General features: G+C 62.7%; 19 protein-coding genes. 17 read left to right on the top strand and 2 right to left on the bottom strand.

Annotated elements, in window-relative coordinates; genetic code table 11:
* Window positions 1-161 precede the first annotated feature (161 nt).
* From B0E42_RS10845 to B0E42_RS10820, 6 genes are all read left to right on the top strand, one after another.
* Window positions 162-1,106, top strand: coding sequence for a choline ABC transporter substrate-binding protein (locus B0E42_RS10845; protein WP_077506365.1), 945 nt, complete (start codon window positions 162-164; stop codon window positions 1,104-1,106).
* Between the two features lie 71 nt (window positions 1,107-1,177).
* A complete protein-coding gene (locus B0E42_RS10840; RefSeq protein WP_077506364.1) occupies window positions 1,178-2,065 on the top strand; it encodes a 3-keto-5-aminohexanoate cleavage protein in 888 nt (295 codons plus the stop codon).
* Between the two features lie 162 nt (window positions 2,066-2,227).
* On the top strand, window positions 2,228-3,193 hold the full coding sequence (locus B0E42_RS10835; protein WP_053182635.1) for an L-carnitine dehydrogenase: 966 nt from the start codon (window positions 2,228-2,230) through the stop codon (window positions 3,191-3,193).
* Window positions 3,194-3,320: 127 nt separating this feature from the next.
* A complete protein-coding gene (locus B0E42_RS10830; RefSeq protein ID WP_053182638.1) occupies window positions 3,321-3,797 on the top strand; it encodes a thioesterase family protein in 477 nt (158 codons plus the stop codon).
* 20 nt (window positions 3,798-3,817) lie between these two features.
* Window positions 3,818-4,981, top strand: coding sequence for a gamma-butyrobetaine dioxygenase (locus tag B0E42_RS10825; RefSeq protein ID WP_077506363.1), 1,164 nt, complete (start codon window positions 3,818-3,820; stop codon window positions 4,979-4,981).
* 379 nt (window positions 4,982-5,360) lie between these two features.
* On the top strand, window positions 5,361-5,624 hold the full coding sequence (locus tag B0E42_RS10820) for a hypothetical protein (protein WP_018612353.1): 264 nt from the start codon (window positions 5,361-5,363) through the stop codon (window positions 5,622-5,624).
* 607 nt (window positions 5,625-6,231) lie between these two features.
* On the opposite strand, the gene B0E42_RS10815 is transcribed toward B0E42_RS10820, so the two are convergent.
* Together B0E42_RS10815 and B0E42_RS10810 are read right to left on the bottom strand one after the other, a co-directional pair.
* Window positions 6,232-7,335: a GlxA family transcriptional regulator gene (locus tag B0E42_RS10815; protein ID WP_013694424.1), complete on the bottom strand. Its 1,104-nt coding sequence runs from the start codon at window positions 7,333-7,335 to the stop codon at window positions 6,232-6,234.
* A gap of 576 nt (window positions 7,336-7,911) precedes the next feature.
* The gene (locus B0E42_RS10810; protein ID WP_018612349.1) at window positions 7,912-9,288 is read right to left on the bottom strand and encodes an L-serine ammonia-lyase; all 1,377 of its coding nucleotides are present in this window, start codon (window positions 9,286-9,288) and stop codon (window positions 7,912-7,914) included.
* A gap of 423 nt (window positions 9,289-9,711) precedes the next feature.
* Between B0E42_RS10810 and B0E42_RS10805 the strand changes: the two genes are divergently transcribed.
* The 11 genes from B0E42_RS10805 (at window position 9,712) to B0E42_RS10755 (ending at window position 24,742) form a co-directional block, all read left to right on the top strand.
* A complete protein-coding gene (locus B0E42_RS10805) occupies window positions 9,712-10,659 on the top strand; it encodes a choline ABC transporter substrate-binding protein (RefSeq protein ID WP_018612347.1) in 948 nt (315 codons plus the stop codon).
* Window positions 10,660-10,729: 70 nt separating this feature from the next.
* Window positions 10,730-11,575: a choline ABC transporter permease subunit gene (gene choW / locus B0E42_RS10800; protein WP_014340605.1), complete on the top strand. Its 846-nt coding sequence runs from the start codon at window positions 10,730-10,732 to the stop codon at window positions 11,573-11,575.
* Entirely contained in the window at window positions 11,572-12,750 is a 1,179-nt protein-coding gene (gene choV / locus B0E42_RS10795; RefSeq protein WP_018612345.1) for a choline ABC transporter ATP-binding protein, read from the top strand. The genes choW and choV overlap by 4 nt, the downstream gene beginning before the upstream one ends.
* 269 nt (window positions 12,751-13,019) lie before the next feature.
* Complete coding sequence (gene betI / locus B0E42_RS10790) at window positions 13,020-13,640, top strand: transcriptional regulator BetI (protein WP_003206359.1); 621 nt, start codon at window positions 13,020-13,022, stop codon at window positions 13,638-13,640.
* An 80-nt stretch (window positions 13,641-13,720) separates the two neighbouring features.
* Entirely contained in the window at window positions 13,721-15,193 is a 1,473-nt protein-coding gene (betB, locus tag B0E42_RS10785) for a betaine-aldehyde dehydrogenase (RefSeq protein WP_024619087.1), read from the top strand.
* Between the two features lie 145 nt (window positions 15,194-15,338).
* Complete coding sequence (gene betA, locus B0E42_RS10780) at window positions 15,339-17,042, top strand: choline dehydrogenase (RefSeq protein WP_053189997.1); 1,704 nt, start codon at window positions 15,339-15,341, stop codon at window positions 17,040-17,042.
* Between the two features lie 374 nt (window positions 17,043-17,416).
* A complete protein-coding gene (locus B0E42_RS10775) occupies window positions 17,417-18,859 on the top strand; it encodes a TldD/PmbA family protein (protein ID WP_018612338.1) in 1,443 nt (480 codons plus the stop codon).
* A 1-nt stretch (window position 18,860) separates the two neighbouring features.
* Window positions 18,861-20,198, top strand: coding sequence for a TldD/PmbA family protein (locus tag B0E42_RS10770; protein ID WP_077506362.1), 1,338 nt, complete (start codon window positions 18,861-18,863; stop codon window positions 20,196-20,198).
* 70 nt (window positions 20,199-20,268) lie between these two features.
* The gene (gene mdtD, locus B0E42_RS10765; protein ID WP_074849757.1) at window positions 20,269-21,735 is read left to right on the top strand and encodes a multidrug transporter subunit MdtD; all 1,467 of its coding nucleotides are present in this window, start codon (window positions 20,269-20,271) and stop codon (window positions 21,733-21,735) included.
* Window positions 21,736-22,046: 311 nt separating this feature from the next.
* Complete coding sequence (dbpA, locus tag B0E42_RS10760) at window positions 22,047-23,384, top strand: ATP-dependent RNA helicase DbpA (protein ID WP_232199893.1); 1,338 nt, start codon at window positions 22,047-22,049, stop codon at window positions 23,382-23,384.
* 179 nt (window positions 23,385-23,563) lie between these two features.
* Window positions 23,564-24,742: an NAD(P)/FAD-dependent oxidoreductase gene (locus B0E42_RS10755; RefSeq protein WP_018612331.1), complete on the top strand. Its 1,179-nt coding sequence runs from the start codon at window positions 23,564-23,566 to the stop codon at window positions 24,740-24,742.
* Window positions 24,743-24,745 lie beyond the last annotated feature (3 nt).

The raw sequence follows: 24,745 nt of genomic DNA, 5'->3' as shown, positions 1-24,745 counted from the left end.
GTGCGGACCTTGATACGCCAGTTGCAACGCCCGTTCAAGAGTCGCTGCAGTGCAAGAGCACGTCGCCGCTGTGCGCTTTGCCAGGCGTTGGGCTGCGTAACTTGGCATCACCGGTGCGCAGATGCCGGAACCCATAACAATAAGCTGCCGAGGAACCCGACATGAAACGACTGATCAGCTCCTGTGTACTTGCACTTTGCGGCACCACCTTCCTCAATGGCGCCGTCATGGCTGCCGAGCCCGCCGCATGCCAGAACGTGCGCCTGGGCGTGGTCAACTGGACCGACGTCATCGCCACCAGCGCCCTGACCCAAGTGATGCTCGACGGCCTCGGCTACAAGACCAAGCAAACCAGCGCCTCCCAGCAAATCATCTTCGCCGGCATCCGCGACCAGCGCCTGGACCTGTTCCTGGGCTACTGGAACCCGTTGATGACCCAGACCATCACTCCGTTCGTCGAGGCCAAGCAAATCAAGGTGCTGGAGCAGCCCAGCCTCAAGGACGCCCGCGCCACCCTGGCCGTGCCGGCGTACCTGGCCGACAAGGGCCTGAAGACCTTCGCCGACATCGCCAAATTCGAAAAAGAACTGGGCGGCAAGATCTACGGCATTGAGCCTGGCTCCGGCGCCAACACCCAGATCAAGGCGATGATCGCCAAGAACCAGTTCGGCCTGGGCAAATTCCAACTGGTGGAGTCCAGCGAAGCCGGCATGCTCGCCGCCGTGGACCGCGCCGTGCGGCGCAAGGAAGCCGTGGTGTTCTTCGGCTGGGCGCCGCACCCGATGAACGTCAACGTGCAAATGACCTACCTCACCGGCAGCGACGACGCCCTCGGCCCGAACGAAGGCATGGCCACCGTGTGGACCGTCACCGCGCCGGACTACGCCCAACAATGCCCGAACGTCGGTCGCTTGCTGAGCAACCTGACCTTCACCGCCGAAGACGAGAGCCGGATGATGCAGCCGTTGCTCGATCACAAGGACCCGCTCGAATCGGCCCGGCAATGGCTCAAGGATCATCCGCAAGACAAGCAGCGCTGGCTCGAAGGCGTCACCACCTTCGACGGCAAGCCCGCCGCCGACAACCTGAAACTGACCAATAACTGAACAACCGTTATCCATCTGCGCAGCGCCAAACGGCTGCGCGGTGACTCACCACGCCTGAAGGAAGCCGCACCATGAACCACGACGTCATCATCACCTGCGCACTCACCGGTGCTGGCGACACGACCGCCAAGAGCCCCCACGTGCCGGTCACCCCGAAACAGATCGCCGCCGCTGCCGTCGAGGCGGCGAAGGCCGGGGCCACGGTGGTCCATTGCCACGTCCGCGACCCGCAGACCGGCAAGTTCAGCCGCGACGTGGCGCTGTACCGCGAAGTGATGGAGCGCATCCGTGAGGCGGACGTGGACATCATCGTCAACCTCACCGCCGGCATGGGCGGCGACCTGGAGATCGGCGCGGGCGAACGGCCGATGGAGTTCGGTCCCAACACCGACCTGGTCGGTCCGCTGACCCGCCTGGCCCACGTCGAAGCGCTGTTGCCGGAAATCTGCACGCTGGATTGCGGCACCCTGAACTTCGGCGACGGCGACACCATTTACGTCTCTACCCCGGCGCAACTGCGGGCCGGCGCCAAGCGCATCACCGAACTGGGGGTCAAGGCCGAGCTGGAGATCTTCGACACCGGTCACCTCTGGTTCGCCAAGCAACTGATCAAGGAAGGCCTGCTGGACAACCCGCTGTTCCAACTCTGCCTGGGCATCCCGTGGGGCGCACCGGCCGACACCACCACCATGAAAGCCATGGTCGACAACCTGCCGGCGGACGCGGTGTGGGCCGGCTTCGGCATCGGCCGCATGCAAATGCCGATGGCCGCCCAGGCGGTGCTGCTGGGGGGCAACGTGCGGGTCGGCCTGGAAGACAACCTCTGGCTGGACAAAGGCGTGCTTGCCACCAACGGCCAACTGGTGGAGCGGGCCGGCGAAATCCTCAGCCGCCTCGGTGCGCGGGTGCTCACCCCGGCTGAAGGTCGCAAGAAAATGGGCCTGACCCAGCGCGGCTAAACCGACATCCACCTTCCCCTATTGGGGGGCACAACCTGTGGGAGCAAGGCTTGCCCGCGATAACGGTATGTCAGTCGACATCCCCGTTGAATCTACTGCCGCCATCGCGGGCAAGCCTTGCTCCCACAGGAGATCACCGAACTATTTTTTCAGGAAATCACCATGAGTTTTATCACCGACATCAAGACCTTCGCCGCCCTGGGCAGTGGTGTAATCGGCAGCGGCTGGGTCAGCCGGGCCCTGGCCCACGGCCTCGACGTCGTCGCCTGGGACCCGGCGCCGGGTGCCGAAGCAGCGTTGCGCAAGCGCGTCGCCAATGCCTGGGGCGCCCTGGAGAAACAAGGCCTGGCCCCTGGCGCTTCGCAGGATCGGCTGCGCTTTGTCACCACCATCGAAGAATGCGTGCGCGACGCCGATTTCATTCAGGAAAGCGCCCCCGAGCGCCTGGCGTTGAAACTCGAATTGCACGGCCAGATCAGCGCCGCCGCCAAGCCGAACGCATTGATCGGCTCCAGTACCTCGGGGCTGCTGCCGAGCGAATTCTACGAAGGCGCCACCCATCCGGAACGCTGTGTGGTCGGGCACCCGTTCAACCCGGTCTACCTGTTGCCGCTGGTGGAAGTGGTCGGCGGCAAAAACACCGCGCCCGAAGCCGTGCAGGCGGCGATGCAGGTGTACGAATCCCTGGGCATGCGGCCGCTGCACGTGCGCAAGGAAGTGCCCGGTTTCATCGCCGACCGCCTGCTCGAAGCGCTCTGGCGCGAAGCCCTGCACCTGGTCAACGACGGGGTGGCGACCACCGGGGAAATCGACGACGCGATCCGCTTTGGCGCTGGCTTGCGCTGGTCGTTCATGGGCACGTTCCTGACCTACACCCTGGCCGGCGGCGATGCCGGGATGCGGCACTTCATGGCCCAGTTCGGCCCGGCGCTGCAACTGCCATGGACCTACCTGCCGGCGCCAGAGCTGACCGAGAAGCTGATCGACGATGTGGTGGACGGCACGAGCGCGCAATTGGGCAGCCACAGCATTTCGGCCCTGGAGCGCTATCGTGATGATTGTCTGCTGGCGGTGCTGGAGGCGGTGAAGACCACCAAGGCCAAGCACGGTATGTCTTTCACTGAATAACCCCCTGTGGGAGCGGGCTTGCTCGCGAAGAGGCCGGTACATCCGCCAAATATCGTGCGGTAGATACACCGCCTTCGCGAGCAAGCCCGCTCCCACATGAATCCCACTCTTCTGTTGGATCATCATCATGCCCACCCTCACCACCTACCAAACCCGCATCCTCCCCGAATGGGTCGATTACAACGGCCACCTGCGCGATGCCTTCTACCTGCTGATCTTCAGCTACGCCACCGACGCGCTGATGGACCGGCTCGGCCTGGACAGCCAGAACCGCGAAGCCAGCGGCCACTCGCTGTTCACCCTCGAACTTCATCTCAATTATCTGCACGAAGTGAAACTCGGGGCCGACGTGCAAGTGCACACGCAGATCATCGGCCACGACGCCAAACGCCTGCACCTCTACCACAGCCTGCAGCTGGTAGGCGGTGATAAAGAGCTGGCCGGCAATGAACAGATGCTACTGCACGTCGACCTGGCCGGCCCGCGCTCGGCGCCTTTCAGCGAACAGACCCTGGGCCGGCTCAGCGCCCTGCTCGACGAACAATCCGACCTGCCGCCGCCGCTGTACATCGGCCGGATCATCGCTCTGCCTCTGCCCCGATAAGCCGCGAACAGGAGATCGCCATGAACACCGCCGCCGCCTTTGCCGACTTCCGCCGTTATCCCCTGATCTCCCCATTGACCGCCGCCACACCGTTGGTCGACCGGATCCAAGTGACGTGGGCCGACGGCCGGACCAGCCCCTTTCATCACCCGTGGCTGCGGGACAACTGCCCGTGCGCCCAATGCGTCTACAGCGTCACCCGCGAACAGGTGCTGGAGATCGTCGACGTCCCTGAAGACATGACTCCCAGTGCGACCCGCCTCGACGACGAAGGCTGCCTGTGCGTGGACTGGCAGGACGGTCACCAGAGCCGTTTCGACCCCGGCTGGCTGCGCGCCCACGCCTACGATGACCAATCACGCGCCGAGCGCCTGGCGAACAAGCCCTGCCGCCAACTGTGGCGACGCGACCTGCAATTGCCAGTGTTCGACTACCCGGCGCTGATGGACGATGACGATACGTTGTTGCAATGGTTGCTGGCGGTCCGCGACATCGGCCTGACCCAGGTGTGCGGCGTGCCCACCGAACCCGGTTCGCTGAAACGGGTTGCCCAGCGCATTTCCTTCATTCGCGAGAGCAACTTCGGTGTGCTGTTCAACGTGCAGTCCAAGGCCGATGCCGACAGCAACGCCTACACCGCTTTCAACCTGCCGTTGCACAGTGATTTGCCGACCCGGGAATTGCAGCCGGGGCTGCAATTCCTGCATTGCCTGGTGAATGACGCCGACGGTGGCGAGAGCATTTTTGTCGACGGTTTTGCCATTGCCGAAACCCTGCGCCAGGAAGACCCCGAGGCCTTCGACGCGCTGTGCCGGATCCCAGTGGAATTTCGCAACAAGGACCGTCGCAGCGACTACCGCTGCCTGGCGCCGATCATCGCGCTGGACACCCTGGGGCAGGTTTCGGAAATCCGCATGGCGAACTTCCTGCGTGGGCCGTTCGACACCACGGTCGAGCAGATGCCCAGGCTTTATCGCGCCTACCGCCGCTTCATCGCCCTGACCCGCGAGCCACAATTTCGTCTGGTACAGCGCCTCGAACCCGGCCAGCTCTGGTGCTTCGACAACCGCCGCACCCTCCACGCCCGCAATGCCTTCGACCCGGCTTCCGGGGCCCGGCATTTCCAGGGGTGCTATGTGGATCGGGATGAGTTGCTGTCGCGGATTCTGGTGTTGCAGAGGTAAACCGCGTCATCGTTCATCGCGAGCAGGCTCGCTCCCACAGTGGTTCTGTGTCGCTCACAAAACCTGTGGGAGCGAGCCTGCTCGCGATAGCGGTCTGTCCTGCAACCCATCTATCCCAGATTCACCGAGGCAAAAAAATCCCCGATCAAGCCGTGACAGGATCGGGGCAGGAGCGTTACTGGAGGAGCTGTCGCGCGAGGGTGACCAAACCATCGTGATTCAGCTTGAGGCCAGTGTGCCCAGTCCAGGTCCGTGCAAGTTAGCCGAAAACGACGCCTCCATAGTCATTCATGACATTACGACCATTTGCCCTTGCCGCCGCTTCGGGTGGCTACCAGAATCGAGACACGACCCCAATCCCTGAACAAGGAAAAGCGTCATGATGTACGCCGATTTGATCGACCAGGAAGACCTGCTGGGCCATCTCAAGGCCCTGGGCCTGCAAATACCCAGTGGTTCCACTGCCGAGCAGGCGTGCGAGTGCGCCGTGCGGGGGCTGGACACCGTCCGTGCCAATGATTTGCGGCGGATGGTCAAGGAGATGTACACCAGCAGCGCCACCATCCTGCCGGCCGTGCGCCAGGCGATCGATAAGCAGCTGTTGCCGGCGTTGATGCAATACCAGCAGAACCATAGCGCCTGACAAAACCAATGGTTCCCACAGGATTTGTGTCGTTCACGAAACCTGTGGGAGCGAGCTTGCTCGCGATGGCGGCCTGATTGAGTACATATCCATTGCTGCGGTAACGGCGGCTAATGGTTCCGCCCTGACGGCGGCTCACTTTTGAAAAGCGCAAAAGTAAGCAAAACGCTCATGCCCCACCACTCGGTGCCTCGCCTAGGCTCGGCATGCCCGAACGCAGGCATTGCTCCGTGGGCCCGCCGCGAAGGGCCATCCATGGCCCAGCGCGGCTATCCCGGCATCCATGCCGGGATGCCCACTCCACAATGCCTGCGTTCGGCCAGCGTGGTTAACGGGGCGCCGAGATCAACGTCCACCGCGAGGCGGCCTAGTAGCCGACCTGGTTCTCCCCGTCGTACACCCATCAGATCTGTTTGAGCAGGACCTGTGGGAGCAAAGCTTGCTCGCGAGGCGGCCTGACCGCCGACCTGGCTCTCCTGGTCGTACACCCATCAGATCTGTGGGAGCAAAGCTTGCTCGCGAGGCGGCCTGACCGCCGGCCTACTCTCCAGCCGTACCCCAATCCAACTGTGGGAGCGAGCTTGCTCGCGATAAAGGCGCTACGGTCTCAGAGCCTCACACTCGCAAACGTCGACTCATTACGCGCCTGGCTCAACGCCGACAGCGGCCCGGACAATGGCGACAGCACCAGCGCCTGTGGCAGCGGCATCATCGCCACCTGTTGCGTGGTGTTGGAACCGACGCGTTCGTCGCGCGGCGGAATGCCGAAGTATTCGCGGTAGCACTTGGAGAAGTGCGGGGTGGAGACGAAGCCGCACACCGAGGCCACTTCGATGATCGACATCGGCGTCTGCTTGAGCAACTGCCGCGCACGAATCAGCCGCAGCTTAAGGTAATAGCGCGACGGCGAGCAGTGCAGGTACTTCTGGAACAACCGCTCCAGCTGACGCCGGGACACGGCGACGTATACCGCCAGTTCGTCCAGGTCGATCGGTTCTTCGAGGTTGGCCTCCATCAGCGCGACGATTTCCTGCAGCTTCGGCTGGTTGGTGCCAAGCATGTGCTTGAGCGGCACACGCTGGTGATCCTGTTCGTTGCGGATACGCTCGTAGACAAACATTTCCGAGATCGCTGCCGACAGTTCACGGCCATGATCGCGGCTGATCAGGTGCAGCATCATGTCCAGCGGCGCGGTGCCGCCGGAGCTGGTGAAGCGGTTACGGTCGAGGGTGAACAAGCGGGTGCTCATCGATACCCGCGGAAAAGCTTCCTGCATTGCCGCCAGGCATTCCCAGTGCACGCTGCAATCGAAGCCGTCCAGCAGGCCGGCGCAGGCCAGGGCCCAACTGCCGGTGCAGACCGCGCCGAGGCGACGGGATTGGCGGGCCTGGCCTTGCAGCCAAGACACGTGTTCGCGGGTCACGGTACGCTGGATGCCGATGCCGCCACAGACGATGACAGTATCCAGGGCCGGCGCCTTGTGCATGGAGGCGTCAGGAGTGATTTGCAAACCGTCGCTGGCCCAGACCTGGCCGCCATCGACCGTAAGGGTGGTCCAGCGATACAGCTCGCGACCGGACAATTGGTTGGCCATGCGTAGCGGTTCTACCGCGGACGCCAGGGAAATCAGCGTGAAATTGTCCAGCAGCAAAAAGCCGATGGATTGAGGCGCACGGTTCTGGGGTTGGGCCCCGGAGTTGGACGTCGTCATCGCGGTATCTCCTCACACAAAGCGGGTGATGGCCTCAGGCGGAGGCTCTTGTTATTGCCATCGTTCTCGTACCGAGACGGGGCTTTATCGGGATAGAGCAATTGCCATGCCTAAAATTGAATGCGCGTTCAATAAATCCTGAAAACGACATCGCGGCCTGTCTATATAAGGCGTGTGTCGAGTACGGGTTATAAGCGCCATCCAGGGCGGCAGGCACCTGTCATAGCGGGCCGTGAGCAGTTCGGTAGCACTTGTGGGAACTGGGCTGCGCCGCTTGCGCAACGAGTATCACCACAGGTGCGGATGACGGACGGTCGAGGCCGATTCAGCGGCTGGCTCGACAACAGGGGTCTTGTCTGTTTGCGACGCGCTAAAAGGTGGCGTGTTTGCAGATTGGTGTTCATTTTGTGAGCGGTTTTCGCTCTTGTGGATAAAGGGAATCATCTGTGGGAGCAAAGCTTGCTCGCGATGGCGGTATGCCAGTCGACATCCATGTTGAATCTACTGACGCTATCGCGGGCAAGCCTTGCTCCCACAGAAAACCCTCTTGCCACAGAGCGTTGTGCAAACAAGGTTTCAGCACTCCACCGCACTGACCGCCAAGCCGCCGCGCGAGGTTTCCTTATATTTGTCATGCATGTCGGCACCGGTATCACGCATGGTGCGGATCACCCGGTCCAGGGAGATGAAATGCTGGCCATCCCCGCGCAAGGCCATTTGGGCGGCGTTGATGGCCTTGACCGCGGCGATCGCATTACGCTCGATGCACGGCACCTGCACCAGGCCGCCCACCGGGTCGCAGGTCAGGCCGAGGTTGTGTTCCAGGCCGATTTCCGCCGCGTTGCACAGTTGTTCCGGCGTGGCCCCGAGGATTTCCGCCAGACCGGCCGCCGCCATGGCGCAAGCCGATCCCACCTCGCCCTGGCAACCGACTTCGGCGCCGGAAATCGATGCGTTCTTTTTGCACAGGATCCCGACGGCCGCCGCACCGAGGAAATAATCCACGACGTTGGCGTCGGTGACCGCTTCGCTGAACTTCATGAAGTAATGCAGCACCGCCGGAATGATCCCCGCCGCGCCATTGGTCGGCGCCGTGACCATGCGCCCGCCGGCAGCGTTCTCCTCGTTGACCGCCAAGGCGAACAGGTTGACCCACTCCATGGCGCTGAGGGTCGAGCCGATGACATTGGGTTTGTTCAACTCTTGCAGGCTGCGATGCAACTTGGCCGCACGTCGACGCACATTCAAACCGCCCGGCAGGATGCCTTCGTGCTTGAGACCCTGCTCGACGCAATCCTGCATGGCCCGCCAGAGCTTCATCAGGCCGCTGCGGATCTCTTCTTCGGAACGCCAGACCTTTTCGTTGGCCATCATCAACTCGGCCACCCGCAGGTTGTGGCTGCGGCACAGCTGGAGCAACTCTTCGGCGCTGGAAAAATCGTAAGGCAGTTCGGTGCGGTCCAGGTCCACTACACCGCTGGTGGCCTGGGCCTGATCGACAACGAAACCACCGCCGACCGAGTAATAGGTGTCACGGTGCAGCTCGCCGTCGGCGCCCTCGGCCACCAGCGTCATCGCATTGGGATGGAACGGCAGGTTCTCGTCGATCAGGCGCATGTCCCGGGACCAGATGAACGGCACCGACAGGCGACCGTCGAGCAGCAGGGTCTGGGTTTCGCGCAGCCGCTCGATGCGCGGGCCGATCTGCGACGGGTCGATTGCGTCCGGCCACTCGCCCATCAAGCCCATGATCACGGCGTTGTCGCTGCCGTGGCCGATGCCAGTGGCCGAAAGCGAACCGTAGAGCTGAACTTCCACCCGCGCGACTTGTTCCAAAAGTCCTCGCTCACGCAAACCTTGCACGAACAATGCGGCGGCCCGCATCGGGCCCACGGTGTGTGAACTGGACGGGCCAATACCGATTTTGAACAGGTCGAAAACGCTGATTGCCATTGCCGAAAACCTCCAGAACAGGCACATCCGGGCGCAGGAGCGTCCGGTGACGGAGCTGCTACGCTCAACGCCGGGATGGCCGCATCATCCGGTTTTTGCCATGGCGTGCGACGTCTGACACCGACGCAATCATGCCCAGCAGCGCCGCCCCGTCCTGCCCCCGGTTTTGCGGCGTTTTTCTGCGTATCAGGGGCCCATCAGGGGCGGAAAAAATCTGTAAACGACGTCACCAACACTGGATGCGACCCTCCCTGTACTGGATACGACCCACCCTGTAGGCGTCAGATTTGCACTGGTACATGATCGGTTACGGCTCGTTTGCAAGGCCGCGTGTCAGAGAGTGCCCACGCGCCACCAACCGCAACATCCCATAAGCGCGGCGTCCTGACCGGACACCGCCGATAAAACACCAGGAGTCCACCCATGAAAGGTTCCACATCGTTGTTGTTGGCCGCCATGCTGAGTCTTCCGATGCTGGCCAACGCTGCTGAACCCGAACAGTGCAGCACCGTCAACTTCTCCGATGTCGGTTGGACCGACATCACCGTGACCACCGCCACCACCAGCGTGGTGCTCGACGCCCTCGGCTACAAGACCAAGACCACCATGATTTCCGTGCCCGTGACCTACAAGTCCCTGGCCGACGGCAAGAACATGGACGTGTTCCTCGGCAACTGGATGCCGACCATGGAAAACGACATCAAGTCGTACCGCGAAGCCGGCACCGTGGAAACCGTGCGCACCAACCTCAAGGGCGCCAAGTACACCCTAGCCGTGCCCCAGGGTTTGTATGACAAAGGCCTGCACGACTTCGCCGACATCCCCAAATTCAAGAAAGAACTGGACGGCAAGATCTACGGGATCGAGCCCGGCAACGACGGCAACCGCCTGATCCAGAGCATGATCGAAAAGAACGCCTTCGGCCTGAAGGACGCGGGTTTCAAAGTCGTCGAGTCGAGTGAAGCCGGCATGCTCTCGCAGGTCGACCGCGCCGCCAAGCGCGGCACCGATGTGGTGTTCCTCGGCTGGGCGCCACACCCGATGAACACCCGCTTCAAAATCCAGTACCTGACCGGCGGCGACGACTTCTTCGGTCCCGACTTCGGTGCCGCCACCGTGGCAACCAACACCCGCAAGGGCTACAGCCAGGAATGCAGCAACGTTGGCCAGTTGTTGAAAAACCTGGAGTTCACCGTCGACATGGAAAGCACACTGATGGGCAACGTGCTCGACGACAAAATGAAGCCTGAGGCCGCCGCCAAGGCCTGGCTGAAGAAAAACCCACAGGTACTCGATACCTGGCTGGCTGGCGTGACCACCATTGACGGTAAACCAGGCCTGGAAGCCGTGAAAGCCAAGCTCGCGCAATAACTGTTCATGTTATGCCGGGCGGGTTCGCTCGCCCGGGCTGTTTATCCCTTGCATGCGGACGTTCACTACCATGCTCATTGATCAGAAAATACCCTTGGGCCAGTACATCGCGGGCTTTGTCGAATGGTTGACGCAAAACGGCGCCAACACCTTCGACGCAATCGCGCTGTTCCTGGAAACGATGATTCACGGCGTGACGTTTGCGCTGACCTGGTTCAACCCCCTGGCCCTGATCGGCCTCATTGCGCTATTGGCGCACTTCATCCAGCGCAAATGGGGCCTGACCGTATTCGTCATCGCGTCCTTCCTGCTGATTCTTAATTTGGGTTACTGGCAGGAGACCATGGAAACCCTCGCCCAGGTGCTGTTCGCGACCCTGGTTTGCGTATTGATCGGCGTGCCGCTGGGCATTGTTGCCGCGCACAAGCCGATGTTCTACACAATGATGCGTCCGGTGCTCGATCTGATGCAGACCGTACCGACCTTCGTCTACCTCATTCCTACCCTGACCCTTTTCGGTCTGGGTGTGGTCCCGGGCCTGATCTCCACGGTGGTGTTCGCGATTGCCGCGCCCATCCGCCTGACCTACCTGGGCATCCGCGACGTACCGGACGAACTGATGGACGCCGGCAAAGCCTTCGGCTGCTCCCGTCGCCAGCTCCTGTCGCGCATAGAACTGCCCCATGCGATGCCGAGCATCGCGGCCGGTATCACCCAGTGCATCATGCTGTCGTTGTCGATGGTGGTGATCGCCGCGCTGGTGGGTGCCGATGGCCTGGGCAAACCCGTGGTCAACGCACTGAACACCGCCGATATCGCCCTGGGCTTCGAAGCCGGCCTGGCGATCGTCCTGCTGGCAATCATGCTCGACCGAATCTGCAAACAACCCGACGCCAAAGTAGGGGGTGACGCATGAGCATAATTCGTTTTGAAGACGTCGACGTGATCTTCACCAGGGATCCACGCGAAGCGCTCAAGCTGCTCGACCAGGGCATGACCCGCAACGAAATCCTGAAGAAAACCGGGCAAATCGTCGGCGTGGAAAAAGCCACCCTGGACATCGAGAGAGGTGAAATCTGTGTCTTGATGGGCCTGTCCGGCTCCGGCAAGTCCAGCCTGCTGCGCTGCATCAACGGCTTGAACACCGTCAGCCGTGGCAAGCTGTTCGTCGAGCATGAAGGCCGGCAGATCGATATCGCTTCCTGCACCCCCGCCGAACTGAAGATGATGCGTACCAAGCGCATCGCCATGGTGTTCCAGAAATTCGCCCTGATGCCCTGGCTGACGGTGCGCGAGAACATCAGCTTCGGCCTGGAAATGCAGGGCCGTCCGGAAAAAGAACGCAAGAAGCTGGTGGATGAGAAGCTTGAGCTGGTGGGCCTGACCCAATGGCGCAACAAGAAGCCCGACGAGTTGTCCGGCGGCATGCAGCAACGGGTCGGCCTGGCCCGCGCCCTGGCAATGGACGCCGACATCCTGCTGATGGACGAACCCTTCTCGGCCCTCGACCCGTTGATCCGCCAAGGCCTGCAAGACGAGTTGCTGGAGCTGCAACGCAAACTGAGCAAGACCATCGTGTTCGTCAGCCACGACCTTGACGAGGCCCTGAAGCTGGGCAGCCGGATCGCGATCATGAAAGACGGCCGGATCATCCAGTACAGCAAGCCGGAACAAATCGTGCTGAACCCGGCGGACGAATATGTGCGCACCTTCGTCGCCCATACCAACCCGCTCAACGTCCTGTGCGGTCGCAGCCTGATGCGCACCCTGGACAACTGCAAGCGTATCAACGGTTCGGTATGTCTGGACCCGGGCGGCGACTCCTGGCTCGACCTGGCCGAAGGCAACACCATCAAGGGCGCCCGGCAGAACGGCGCGGCACTGGACCTGCAAAACTGGGTACCGGGCCAAGCGGTGGAAGACCTGGGCCGGCGTCCGACCCTGGTGGACTCCAACATCGGCATGCGCGACGCGCTGCAGATTCGCTACCAGACCGGCAACAAACTGGTGCTTCACGATAACCAGCAAGTCGTCGGGATCCTGGGCGACAGCGAGCTGTACCACGCACTGCTGGGCAAGAACCTGGGCTAAGCCCACGCCAGCAAAAACGCCGCGAGATGAACGCGGCGTTTTTGTTTGAGTGGTTCTGAACGGTATTCCAGCTATCAAGCGCATTTGGCCTACATGCCAACCGACGAGTGTTATAAAGACATCCCCAAAAGTCCTCGCCCCGGCAAATAGCGACGACTTGTCATAGAACTTATTTTTTGTTGATTGAACGTTCAATCAAAACAAAATAGACTGGCTTTCGTTCCGGCAGACGACATTCGTGCGCCGGATGGCCTAAGGAGATGTGCTAGATGCCCAAGGTCGGTATGCAACCCATCCGCCGCCAACAATTGATCGAAGCCACGCTGCAAGCGGTCGATCAGGTCGGCATGGGGGACGCCAGCATTGCGCTGATCGCCCGTTTGGCCGGTGTCTCCAACGGCATCATCAGTCACTACTTTCAGGACAAGAATGGCCTGATCGCGGCCACGGCCCAGTACCTGATGACTGTCCTGAGCGAGAACGTCACCGCGCGCCGCCAGGCGCTGGAGGACACAAGCCCCCGGGCTCACCTCAAGGTGATCATCGAAGGCAACTTCGACGCCAGCCAGGTCAATGGCCCGGCAATGAAAACCTGGCTGGCCTTCTGGGCCACCAGCATGCACCACCCGTCTTTGCACAGGTTGCAGCGGATCAACGATCACCGTCTGTATTCCAACCTGTGTAGCCAGTTCCGCCGCGTGTTGCCCGTCGATCAGGCGCGCAGCGCAGCACGGGGCCTGGCCGCGCTGATTGACGGTTTGTGGCTGCGCGGAGCGCTGTCGGGAGACGCGTTCGATACCGCCCAGGCGCACCAGATCGCTTACGAATACATGGATTTTCAACTGGCCAAAGCAGGGGCACCAGAGCACACAGAACCGCTCGACTCCTGAACCGCCGCCGAACCGCGTAGTCAGCTATAAACGACACGCTCCGGTGGTCAGCCAACCACTTATGTACTTGCGAGGACTTTATGGCCCGTTTCGAACTGCAAAAACTCTACATCGATGGCGCGTACAGCGATGCCAGCGGCGACGCCACTTTCGAAGCCATCAACCCTGCCAACGGTGAAGTCCTTGCCCAAGTGCAGCGTGCGACGTTCGAGGACGTCGAGCGCGCCGTGGTCAGTGCCGAAAAGGGCCAGAAGGTCTGGGCCGCCATGACCGCCATGCAGCGTTCGCGCATCCTGCGTCGCGCCGTGGACATCCTGCGCGAGCGCAACGATGAACTGGCCGCCCTGGAAACCCTGGACACCGGCAAGGCCTACTCCGAAACCCGCTACGTCGACATCGTCACCGGCGCCGACGTGCTGGAATACTACGCCGGCCTGGTGCCGGCCATCGAAGGCGAGCAGGTTCCGCTGCGCACCACTTCATTCGTCTACACCCGTCGCGAGCCCCTGGGCGTGGTGGCCGGTATCGGCGCCTGGAACTACCCGATCCAGATCGCCCTGTGGAAATCCGCCCCGGCCCTGGCGGCCGGTAACGCGATGATCTTCAAGCCGAGCGAAGTCACCTCGCTGACCACCCTGAAACTGGCCGAGATCTACACCGAGGCCGGCGTTCCAGCGGGTGTGTTCAACGTACTGACCGGCAGCGGCCGTGAAGTCGGCACCTGGCTGACCGAGCACCCGCGCATCGAGAAAATCTCCTTCACCGGCGGCACCGACACCGGCAAGAAAGTCATGGCCAGCGCCTCGAGTTCTTCGCTCAAGGACGTGACCATGGAACTGGGCGGCAAGTCGCCGCTGATCATCTTCGACGACGCCGATCTGGATCGTGCCGCCGACACCGCGATGATGGCCAACTTCTACAGCTCCGGCCAGGTCTGCACCAACGGCACCCGCGTGTTCGTGCCGAGCCACCTCAAGGCGGCCTTCGAAGCCAAGATCGCCGAGCGCGTGGCGCGCATCCGCATCGGTAATCCTCAGGACGAAAACACCAATTTCGGTCCGCTGGTGAGCTTCGCCCACATGGAAAGCGTGCTGGGCTACATCGAGAAAGGCAAAGCCGAAGGCGCGCGCCTGCTGTGCGGCGGCAGTCGCCTGACCGACGGCGAATTGGCCAAGGGCGCGTTCGTCGCCCCGACCGTGTTCACCGATTGCACCGACGAGATGACCATCGTGCGTGAAGAAATCTTCGGCCCGGTGATGAGCATCCTCACCTACGACACCGAAGAAGAAGTGATCCGCCGCGCCAACGACACCGACTTCGGCCTGGCCGCCGGCGTCGTCACCCGCGACCTGAACCGTGCCCACCGCGTGATCCACCAGCTCGAAGCCGGCATCTGCTGGATCAACGCCTGGGGCGAATCGGCGGCTGAAATGCCGGTCGGTGGCTACAAGCAATCGGGCGTGGGCCGGGAGAACGGCATCAGCTCGCTGAACAACTTCACCCGCATCAAATCGGTACAGGTCGAGTTGGGCGATTACACGTCGGTGTTCTGATCCAGTGTCGTCTCTGAGACCGCCATCGCGAGCAGGCTCGCTCCCACAGGAGCCCCCATTCCAATGTGGGAGCGAGCCTGCTCGCGATCGAGTGCGAAGCACTCGCAAGGTCTGACCTGAACCCATTCAAAAGAGGGTGCATTTCATGTCCCAAGAATTCGATTACATCATCATCGGCGCCGGTTCGGCCGGTAACACCCTGGCCACCCGCCTGACCGAAGACGAAGGCGTCACCGTCCTGCTGCTCGAAGCCGGCGGCCCGGACTATCGCCTGGACTTCCGCACGCAAATGCCCGCCGCCCTGGCGTTCCCGCTGCAAGGCCGACGCTACAACTGGGCCTACGAGACCGACCCGGAGCCACACATGGATGGCCGCCGCATGGAATGCGGTCGCGGCAAGGGCTTGGGTGGTTCTTCGCTGATCAACGGCATGTGCTACATCCGCGGCAACGCCCTGGACTATGACAACTGGGCCAAGCTGCCGGGCCTGGAGGACTGGACCTACCTCGATTGCCTGCCGTATTTCCGTAAAGCCGAAACCCGCGACATCGGCCCGAACGACTACCACGGCGGCGACGGCCCGGTCAGCGTGACCACGCCCAAGGCCGGCAACAACCCGCTGTTCCACGCCATGGTCGAAGCCGGCGTACAGGCCGGTTACCCGCGTACAGAAGACCTCAACGGCTACCAGCAGGAAGGTTTCGGCCCGATGGACCGGACCGTCACGCCCAACGGCCGTCGCGCCAGCACCGCGCGCGGTTACCTGGACGTCGCCAAGAAGCGCTCGACCCTGACCATCGTCACCCACGCCCTGACCGACAAGATCCTGTTCGAAGGCAAACGTGCAGTCGGTGTGCGTTACCTGGTGGGCGCCGCTGAAGAGCGCGTCGAGGCCCGGGCACGCAAGGAAGTGCTGCTGTGCTCCGGCGCCATCGCCTCGCCGCAGATCCTCCAGCGTTCCGGCGTCGGCCCGGCCCAGTTGCTGGAAAGCCTCGACATCCCGGTGGTCCACGACCTGCCGGGTGTCGGTGAAAACCTGCAAGATCACCTGGAGCTGTACCTGCAATACGCCTGCACCCAACCGGTTTCCCTGTACCCATCGCTGCTCTGGTACAACCAGCCGGCCATCGGTGCCGAGTGGCTGTTCAACGGCACCGGGATCGGCGCCAGCAACCAGTTCGAGGCCGGCGGTTTCATCCGCACCCGTCCGGAATTCGATTGGCCGAACATCCAGTATCACTTCCTGCCGGTGGCGATTAACTACAACGGCAGCAACGGCGTGAAGGAACACGGTTTCCAGGCGCACATGGGCTCCATGCGCTCGCCAAGCCGTGGCCGGATCCAGGCCAAGTCCAAGGACCCACGCCAGTACCCGAGCATCCTGTTCAACTACATGGCGACCGAGCAGGACTGGCAGGAATTTCGCGACGGCATCCGCCTGACCCGCGAGATCATGCAGCAGCCGGCGCTCGACCCGTTCCGTGGCCGCGAGATCAGCCCGGGCATCGAGGTGCAGACGGACGAGCAGTTGGACCAGTTCATCCGCGAACATGCCGAAACCGCGTTCCACCCGTCCTGCTCGTGCAAGATGGGCACCGATGACATGGCGGTGGTGGACGGCGAAGGCCGTGTGCACGGCATGCAAGGGTTACGCGTGGTGGATGCCTCGATCATGCCGATCATCACCACCGGCAACCTGAACGCGCCGACGATCATGATCGCCGAGAAAATCGCCGACAAGATCCGCGGCCGCAACCCCCTGCCACGCAGCACCGCGCCGTACTTCGTGGCCGGCGATGCGCCGGTGCGCAATAAGCCACTGCGCGAAGTGGGGCCTGGCGCCCAGTAAGACTCAGGACCGCGGCGCGACCTTCGCGAGCAGGCTCGCTCCCACATTTGGATCTGCAGCGGACACACATTTTGTGACCACTAAGATCCCTTGTGGGAGCGAGCCTGCTCGCGAAGGGGTCAGACCATTCAACATCTTCGCTGACTGCCACACCGCCATCGCGAGCAAGCTCGCTCCCACAGGGATTGGTGGTGAACACAGATTTTGTGACCACCAAAGATCCACTGTGGGAGCGAGCTTGCTCGCGATTGCGTCCAACCTGACACCCCAAACGCCCATCTGCCTTGATCCCTCCCCCACCCCAGGCCTACTCTAGAGCCACCGCGTCAACACGCCGCACCTCGCAGCATCGCCACTCCAGACAAGGAGGTTCCATGTTCGACTTCCACCCCCAGCTCAAGCAGCGTTTTGCGGCCTTGCGCACGGGCGCCGAATTCTTTTCCCTGCGTTACGTGCGCGAGTCCGGCCAGCACTTGTCGGTGCGCAAGAATGTCGCCGAACCGCCAAGCCTGGGCCGTGATGAAGGGGCGATGCTCACCGTGCGGGTCAACGGGGTCGAGGCGTATGCCGCTACCAACGACCTGTCCCAGGCCGGCCTGCAAGCGGCACTGGAACGCGCCGAGCAACATGCGCGCGGGCTCAAGCCCCATGCCCTGCTGGACCTGCGCGAGCAAGCGGTGTCCAGCGACCGCGCCGATTACTTCTCGCCAAATTTCGACCAGGCCTTCCCGCCACTGAGCGATTGCTACCAATTGCTCGGCGACGAGTCAGCCGCAGTGCCCCAGGACGAGCGCCTGGTGAACTGGCAAGCCAGCATCGGCCTGACCCAGGTCGAGCAGATCTACCTCAACAGTGCCGGCGCTGAACTGCGCCAGGCTCAACGCTTCATCTACCCGGCCCTGGAAGTCACCGCCTTCGACGGCAACGACAGCCAGACCCGTACCCTGGGCCGGGAAAATTTCGGCCAGCAAGGCGGCTTCGATGTAATCAGCCGCAGCGGCTTGATCGGTGCCGGGCGGAAAATCGCCGACCAGGCCCTGCAACTGCTGCTGGCGCCAAACACACCACAAGGCCCCCGCGACCTGCTGCTGATGCCCGACCAGATGATGCTGCAGATCCACGAGTCCATCGGTCATCCGCTGGAACTGGACCGCATTCTCGGGGACGAGCGCAATTACGCCGGCACCAGCTTCGTCAAGGCCAGCGATTTCGGCCACCTGCAATATGGCTCCAGCCTGTTGAACGTGACCTTCGACCCGGACATTCCCGAAGAACTGGCGAGCTACAGCCATGACGACGACGGCAGCGCCGCCAGCAAGCAGTTCCTGATTCGTGAAGGCCTGTTGCTGCGTCCACTGGGCGGCGCACTGTCACAGTTCCGTGCGGGCCTGGACGGTGTCGCCAACAGCCGCGCCTGCGGCTGGAATCGCCCGCCCATCGACCGCATGGCAAACCTGAACATCGAACCTGGCGACCAGTCCCTGGAACAGCTGATCCAAGGCACCGAGCACGGCGTGCTGATGCGCACCAACCGCTCCTGGTCCATTGACGACGCCCGCAACAAATTCCAATTCGGCTGCGAGTGGGGCCAGTTGATCGAGAACGGCGAGCTCAAGGGCGTGGTGAAGAACCCCAACTACCGGGGTATTTCCGCGCAATTCTGGAAGAGCCTGCGCGCCGTGGGCGATGCCAGTACCTCCCGGGTCCTGGGCACGCCGAACTGTGGCAAGGGCGAACCGAACCAGGTCATCCGCGTCGGCCATGCGTCGCCGGCCTGTGTGTTCAGCAACGTTGATGTGTTTGGGGGGGATGCCTGATATGAGCACCGTCAATAATCAGGCCGAGGCATTCAAGGTGTTGGTCGACTGGCTGCGCGATGCGCTGCATGAGCAGGAACAGTTCACCTTGGGTTATGCCGCCGAGTCCTCGGCTTTCGTGCGTTTCAACCACGCCAAGGTGCGCCAGGCCGGGCAGGTGCAGCAGGCCAATGTCAGTTTCAAATTGATCGACGACGGACGCCACGCCGACTTGCAGATCACCTTGTCCGGCGACACCGAGACCGACCTGCTACGCCTGTCCGAGGGCCTGCAACAGCTGCGCGAAACCTTGCCGCTGCTGCCTCGCGATCCGTATCTGTTGCTCAACCCCGACCATTGGCAGAGCCATAACGTGCAGGACCATCCGCTGCCGGACACCGAGCAGGCCGTGGCTGAAATCACCCGCGCCGCCGAGGGCCTGGACCTGGTGGGGTTCTATGCGGCCGGGCCCATCAGTCGGGGTTTCGCCAGTTCGTCGGGAGCGTTCGGCTGGCATCAGGCCAACAGCTTCAACTTCGATTTCAGCCTGTTCCATGAAAACGGCCAGGCGGTAAAAGCCAGCTACGCCGGGCATGCGTGGAGCAGCGAAGGATTTGCCCGGCGCTTCGAGCAGGCTCGCGAGCAACTGGCGTTTCTCGGCCGCCCGCTGCGCACATTGCCACCCGGCGAATACCGCGCCTACCTGGCGCCGGCCGCCCTGGAAGAGATCATGGGCATGCTCAGTTGGGGCGGGTTCTCGGCCCGGGCGATTGCCAGCAAACAGAGCCCGTTGCAGAAGTTCTACGCCAACGAAGCCAGCCTGAGCCCCAACGTGTGGCTGAGCGAGCAGGTCAGCGGCTCCTTGAGCCCGGCGTTTTCCGACGAAGGTTATCCCCGCGATGACCTGGCGCTGATCGCTAAAGGCACGGCCAATGCGCAGTTGGTCAACTCCCGCAGCGCCGCCGAATACGGCCTCGCCGCCAACGGCGCCAGCAGCTACGAATACCCCACGGCGCTGGACATGCAGGGCGGACAACTGGAGCAGAAATACATCCTCGAGCAACTTGGCACCGGGCTGTACATCAGCAACCTCTGGTACCTGAACTACTCGGACCAACCGGCCGCCCGCCTGACCGGCATGACCCGCTTCGCCACGTTCTGGGTCGAGGACGGCCAGATCGTGGCGCCGGTCAGCACCATGCGTTTCGACGACAGCGTCTACAGCCTGCTCGGCTCGCAACTCGAAGCCCTGACCCGAGAGCGGGAACTGCTGCTCTCGGCCAGCACCTACAGCCAGCGGGCCACGGCCTCGATGTTGTTGCCGGGTGCGCTGGTCAAGCGGTTGACCTTGACGCTGTAAAAAAGCATCGCGGGCAAGCCTTGCTCCCACAGGATGTGCGCCGTACATGTGGGAGCAAGGCTTGCCCGCGATGAAGCCAACAGACACCCGAACACAAACAAGAGGTCCCATGCCCAACCGCGCACCGCTCGACGCCGTCACCGCCCGCTGGCTTCCGTGGGTGGTGGCGATTGCCTTCTTCATGCAGTCCCTGGACGGAACCATCCTCAACACCGCCCTGCCCGCCATGGCCAGTGACCTGGCGGAAAACCCGTTGCGCATGCAGGGCGTGATCATTGCCTACATGCTCACCGTGGCGTTGCTGATCCCGGCCTCGGGCTGGATCGCCGACCGCTTCGGCACCAAGAAGATTTTCTTCGGGGCGATCCTGCTGTTCAGCTTCGGCTCGTTGCTGTGCGCCTTGTCCAGTTCGTTGAGCATGCTGATCGGCGCTCGGGTCGTCCAGGGACTGGGCGGTGCGCTGATGCTGCCGGTGGGCAGGCTGGTGGTGCTGCGGGCGTATCCGCGCTCGGAACTGGTGCGGATCATGGGCTTCATCACCATTCCCGGCCTGCTCGGCCCGCTGATCGGGCCGACCATGGGTGGCTGGATGGTCGAGTACCTGACCTGGCACTGGATCTTCATCATCAACCTGCCGGTGGGCGTGATCGGCTGTTATGCCGTGTGGAAGTTCATCCCCGACCTGCGGGGCAGCGAGCGCACGCGGTTCGACGGGTTGGGGTTCCTGCTGTTCGGCGCGGCGATGGTGCTGATCACCATCGCCATGGAAGGCCTGGGTGAACTGCACCTGCCGCACCTGCGCGTGATGTTGCTGCTGTTCGGCGGCATGGCCTGCCTGGCGGCCTATTGGCTGCGGGCCGGGCATGTCGAAAACGCGCTGTTCCCGCCGTCACTGTTCAAGACCCGAACCTTCGCCGTGGGCATTCTTGGCAACCTGTTCGCGCGCCTGGGCAGCGGCGCCCTGCCGTTCCTGGTGCCGTTGCTGCTGCAAGTCGCCCTGGGCTATTCACCGTCCCAGGCCGGGATGAGCATGCTGCCCCTGGCGGCGGCGGCCATGGTCGCCAAGTCCGTGGCCCGGCCGCTGATCGAGCGCTTTGGCTACCGCGCCGTGTTGACCAGCAACACCCTGGCCCTGGGCCTGATGCTGGCAAGCATGGGCCTGGTCAGCGAACAGACGCCGTACTGGCTGCTGCTGGCGCAACTGGCGGTGCTGGGCGCGATCAACTCGCTGCAATTCACCGCGATGAACACCGTGACCCTGATCGACCTGGACGACGCCAGCGCCAGCAGCGGCAACAGCCTGCTGTCGGTGGTGGCGCAGTTGTCCCTGAGCCTCGGCGTGGCCTGCGCCGGCGCCCTGCTCGGCGGCTTTACCGCCCAGGTGGGTAACGATGGGGTGGAGACAGTACTGGGGGCGTTCCAACTGACGTTCGTGACGGTGGGGATCATGGCGATGCTGGCGGCGACGATTTTCTCGCAGTTGTCACGCGAAGACGGGCGACGGGTGAAACGGCCGGATGAGCATATCGAGCATTAGACCGTAGCCTCTGTGGTGAGCAAGACACTTGTGGGAGCAAGGCTTGCCCGCGATCCAGGCGACTCGGTGTTTCTGGGGAAAATGCATCGCCTGGATCGCGAGCAAGCTTTGCTCCCACAGCTCCAGAGCTCCAGAGTTCCCAAGGCTTCTGGAATTGCCAGCCCCCCCGGGCAGGCCCTGCCCTCACAGCTCGTCCAGAACTTTCGAAGAAAGTGGCACGAGGCTGCTACACTGCGCGACATTTTGTTTTGCAGGCCAGTCCCGTGACCACCATTGCCACCGCTTTTAATACTTTGCCGCTGTCCGCCGCCATGCTGGCTAACCTCGAATCACTCGGTTATGCCCAGATGACGCCGATCCAGGCGCAAAGCTTGCCGGTGATCCTCAAGGGCATGGACCTGATCGCCCAGGCCAAGACCGGCAGCGGCAAGACCGCCGCCTTCGGCATCGGCCTGCTGAACCCGATCAACCCACGCTTCTTCGGCTGCCAGGCGCTGGTGATGTGCCCGACCCGTGAGCTGGCCGACCAGGTCGCCAAGGAAATCCGTCGCCTGGCCCGCGCCGAAGACAACATCAAGGTCCTGACCCTGTGCGGCGGCGTGTCCTTCGGCCCGCAGATCGCCTCCCTGGAACACGGCGCCCACATCATCGTCGGCACCCCTGGACGCATCCAGCAGCACCTGCGCAAGGGCTCGCTGGTTCTGGACGGCCTCAACACGCTGATCCTCGACGAAGCCGACCGCATGCTCGACATGGGTTTCTACGACGCCATCGAAGACATCATCCAGCAGACCCCGGAACGCCGCCAGACGCTGCTGTTCTCCGCCACCTACCCGGTGGGCATCAAGCAGCTGTCGTCCAAGTTCATGCGTAACCCGCAGCAAGTGAAGGCCGAGGCGTTCCACTCCGACGCGCAGATCGAGCAGCGCTTCTACGAGATCTCCCCCGAGGAGCGCATGGACGCAGTGGTCAAGGTCCTGGCGCATTTCCGCCCGGCCTCCTGCGTGGCGTTCTGCTTCACCAAGCAGCAGGTCCAGGAAACCGTCGACCACCTGACGTCCAAGGGCATCTCGGCCGTCGGCCTGCACGGCGACCTGGAACAGCGCGACCGCGACCAGGTACTGGCCATGTTCGCCAACCGCAGCACCTCGGTGCTGGTGGCCACTGACGTGGCAGCCCGCGGCCTGGACATCGATGCCCTGGACATGGTGATCAACGTCGAACTGGCCCGGGACTCGGAAATCCACATCCACCGCGTCGGCCGCACTGGCCGCGCCGGTGAGAAAGGCATCGCCATCAGCCTGGTGGCGCCGTCCGAAGCCCACCGCGCCCAGGCCATCGAGCAACTGCAGAAGTCGCCGCTGAGCTGGGACCAACTGGACAACCTCAAGTCCCAAGGCGGCGGCCCGCTGTTGCCGGCCATGAGCACCCTGTGCATCGGTGCCGGTCGCAAGGACAAGGTCCGCCCCGGCGACATCCTCGGCGCCCTGACCGGCGAGGCCGGTATCCCCGGCGCCCAGGTCGGCAAGATCGCGATCTTCGATTTCCAGGCCTACGTGGCCGTGGAACGCGGCATCGCCAAACAGGCCCTGCAACGCCTGAACGATGGCAAGATCAAGGGCCGGTCGTTGCGGGTGCGGATCCTGTAACCGATCGCCTGACGAACAGAGATCAAACTGTGGGAGCGAGCTGTGTGGGAGCAAGGCTTGCCCGCGATGAAAACGCCGCGATCTCCTGAGGACCGCAGCGCCTGGATCGCGAGCAAGCTTTGCTCCCACACAGCTCGCTCCCACATTCAGTTATGTGGGAAAGCCGAGAGGACACCGTTTTGCGCTCTACCGAAGTCGTGATCATTGGCGCTGGCGCCGCGGGGTTGATGTGCGCGCTGACTGCAGCCGCGCGCGGGCGGCAGGTAATGTTGCTGGACCACGCCAACAAGGCCGGCAAGAAGATCCTCATGTCGGGCGGTGGGCGCTGCAATTTCACCAACATGTACACCGAGCCAGGCAATTTTCTCTCGCAGAACCCGCACTTCTGCAAATCGGCCCTGGCCCGCTACACCCAGTGGGATTTCATCGCCCTGGTGGCCAAGCACGGCGTGCCCTATCACGAGAAAAAGCTCGGCCAGTTGTTCTGCGATAACAAATCCAGCGACATCCTCGGCCTGCTCTTGGATGAATGCGACCAGGCCGGCGTCAGCCTGCACCTGGACACCTCGATTACGCAGATCGAAAAAGCCGACGGCGGCTACCTGCTGCAAACCACCCTCGGCGCCATCGCCTGCCAGTCCCTGGTGATCGCCACGGGCGGGCTGTCGATCCCGACCCTGGGGGCAACCGGCTTCGGTTATCAGGTGGCAAAACAGTTTGGCCATGAACTGCTGCCGACCCGCGCTGGCCTGGTGCCGTTCACCATCACCGACCAGCTCAAGACCCTCTGCACCGAACTCTCGGGCACCTCGGTGGATTGCCTGGTGAGCTGCAACGACCAGAGCTTTCGCGAGAACATCCTGTTCACCCACCGCGGCCTGAGCGGTCCGGCGATCCTGCAGATCTCCTCGTTCTGGGAATCGGGGGACACGGTGCAGATCAACCTATTGCCCGACCACGACGTGCCGCAATGGCTGCAACAACAGCAGGCCGAACGCCCCAACAGCGAGCTCAAGACGTTGCTGGGCGAGTTGTTCACCAAGAAAATGGCCAACCTGCTGGCCGACACCTGGTTCGTCTCCAAACCCATGAAGCAGTACACCCACGCGGAGCTGGCAGACATCGCCGAGAAACTGGCGAGCTGGAACGTCGTCCCCGCCGGCACCGAAGGCTACCGCACCGCTGAAGTCACCCTGGGCGGCGTCGATACCCGGGAAGTCTCGTCCAAGACCATGGAATCGCTGAAAAGCCCCGGGCTGTATTTCATCGGCGAAGTGCTCGACGTCACCGGGCACCTGGGCGGGTTCAACTTCCAGTGGGCGTGGGCGTCGGGGTATGCGGCGGCGCAGTACGTCTGACCC

The sequence above is a fragment of the Pseudomonas sp. A25(2017) genome (assembly GCF_002001065.1).
GTDB lineage: Bacteria > Pseudomonadota > Gammaproteobacteria > Pseudomonadales > Pseudomonadaceae > Aquipseudomonas > Aquipseudomonas kilonensis.
Note: the sequence above shows the minus strand (reverse complement) of the source record. Positions and strands in the feature narration are given on the sequence as shown.

What these genes read in the sequence shown, in the direction of transcription:
- mdtD (WP_074849757.1), top strand. Translation starts at nt 20,269, where the DNA reads ATGAAGCCAACAGACACCCGAACACAAACAAGAGGTCCCATGCCCAAC.
- B0E42_RS10825 (WP_077506363.1), top strand. Translation starts at nt 3,818, where the DNA reads ATGAACACCGCCGCCGCCTTTGCCGACTTCCGCCGTTATCCCCTGATC.
- B0E42_RS10805 (WP_018612347.1), top strand. Translation starts at nt 9,712, where the DNA reads ATGAAAGGTTCCACATCGTTGTTGTTGGCCGCCATGCTGAGTCTTCCG.
- B0E42_RS10770 (WP_077506362.1), top strand. Translation starts at nt 18,861, where the DNA reads ATGAGCACCGTCAATAATCAGGCCGAGGCATTCAAGGTGTTGGTCGAC.
- B0E42_RS10835 (WP_053182635.1), top strand. Translation starts at nt 2,228, where the DNA reads ATGAGTTTTATCACCGACATCAAGACCTTCGCCGCCCTGGGCAGTGGT.
- dbpA (WP_232199893.1), top strand. Translation starts at nt 22,047, where the DNA reads ATGCTGGCTAACCTCGAATCACTCGGTTATGCCCAGATGACGCCGATC.
- B0E42_RS10775 (WP_018612338.1), top strand. Translation starts at nt 17,417, where the DNA reads ATGTTCGACTTCCACCCCCAGCTCAAGCAGCGTTTTGCGGCCTTGCGC.
- B0E42_RS10840 (WP_077506364.1), top strand. Translation starts at nt 1,178, where the DNA reads ATGAACCACGACGTCATCATCACCTGCGCACTCACCGGTGCTGGCGAC.
- choW (WP_014340605.1), top strand. Translation starts at nt 10,730, where the DNA reads ATGCTCATTGATCAGAAAATACCCTTGGGCCAGTACATCGCGGGCTTT.
- B0E42_RS10830 (WP_053182638.1), top strand. Translation starts at nt 3,321, where the DNA reads ATGCCCACCCTCACCACCTACCAAACCCGCATCCTCCCCGAATGGGTC.
- B0E42_RS10810 (WP_018612349.1), bottom strand. Translation starts at nt 9,288, where the DNA reads ATGGCAATCAGCGTTTTCGACCTGTTCAAAATCGGTATTGGCCCGTCC.
- B0E42_RS10815 (WP_013694424.1), bottom strand. Translation starts at nt 7,335, where the DNA reads ATGACGACGTCCAACTCCGGGGCCCAACCCCAGAACCGTGCGCCTCAA.
- betI (WP_003206359.1), top strand. Translation starts at nt 13,020, where the DNA reads ATGCCCAAGGTCGGTATGCAACCCATCCGCCGCCAACAATTGATCGAA.
- B0E42_RS10845 (WP_077506365.1), top strand. Translation starts at nt 162, where the DNA reads ATGAAACGACTGATCAGCTCCTGTGTACTTGCACTTTGCGGCACCACC.
- betB (WP_024619087.1), top strand. Translation starts at nt 13,721, where the DNA reads ATGGCCCGTTTCGAACTGCAAAAACTCTACATCGATGGCGCGTACAGC.
- betA (WP_053189997.1), top strand. Translation starts at nt 15,339, where the DNA reads ATGTCCCAAGAATTCGATTACATCATCATCGGCGCCGGTTCGGCCGGT.
- choV (WP_018612345.1), top strand. Translation starts at nt 11,572, where the DNA reads ATGAGCATAATTCGTTTTGAAGACGTCGACGTGATCTTCACCAGGGAT.
- B0E42_RS10820 (WP_018612353.1), top strand. Translation starts at nt 5,361, where the DNA reads ATGATGTACGCCGATTTGATCGACCAGGAAGACCTGCTGGGCCATCTC.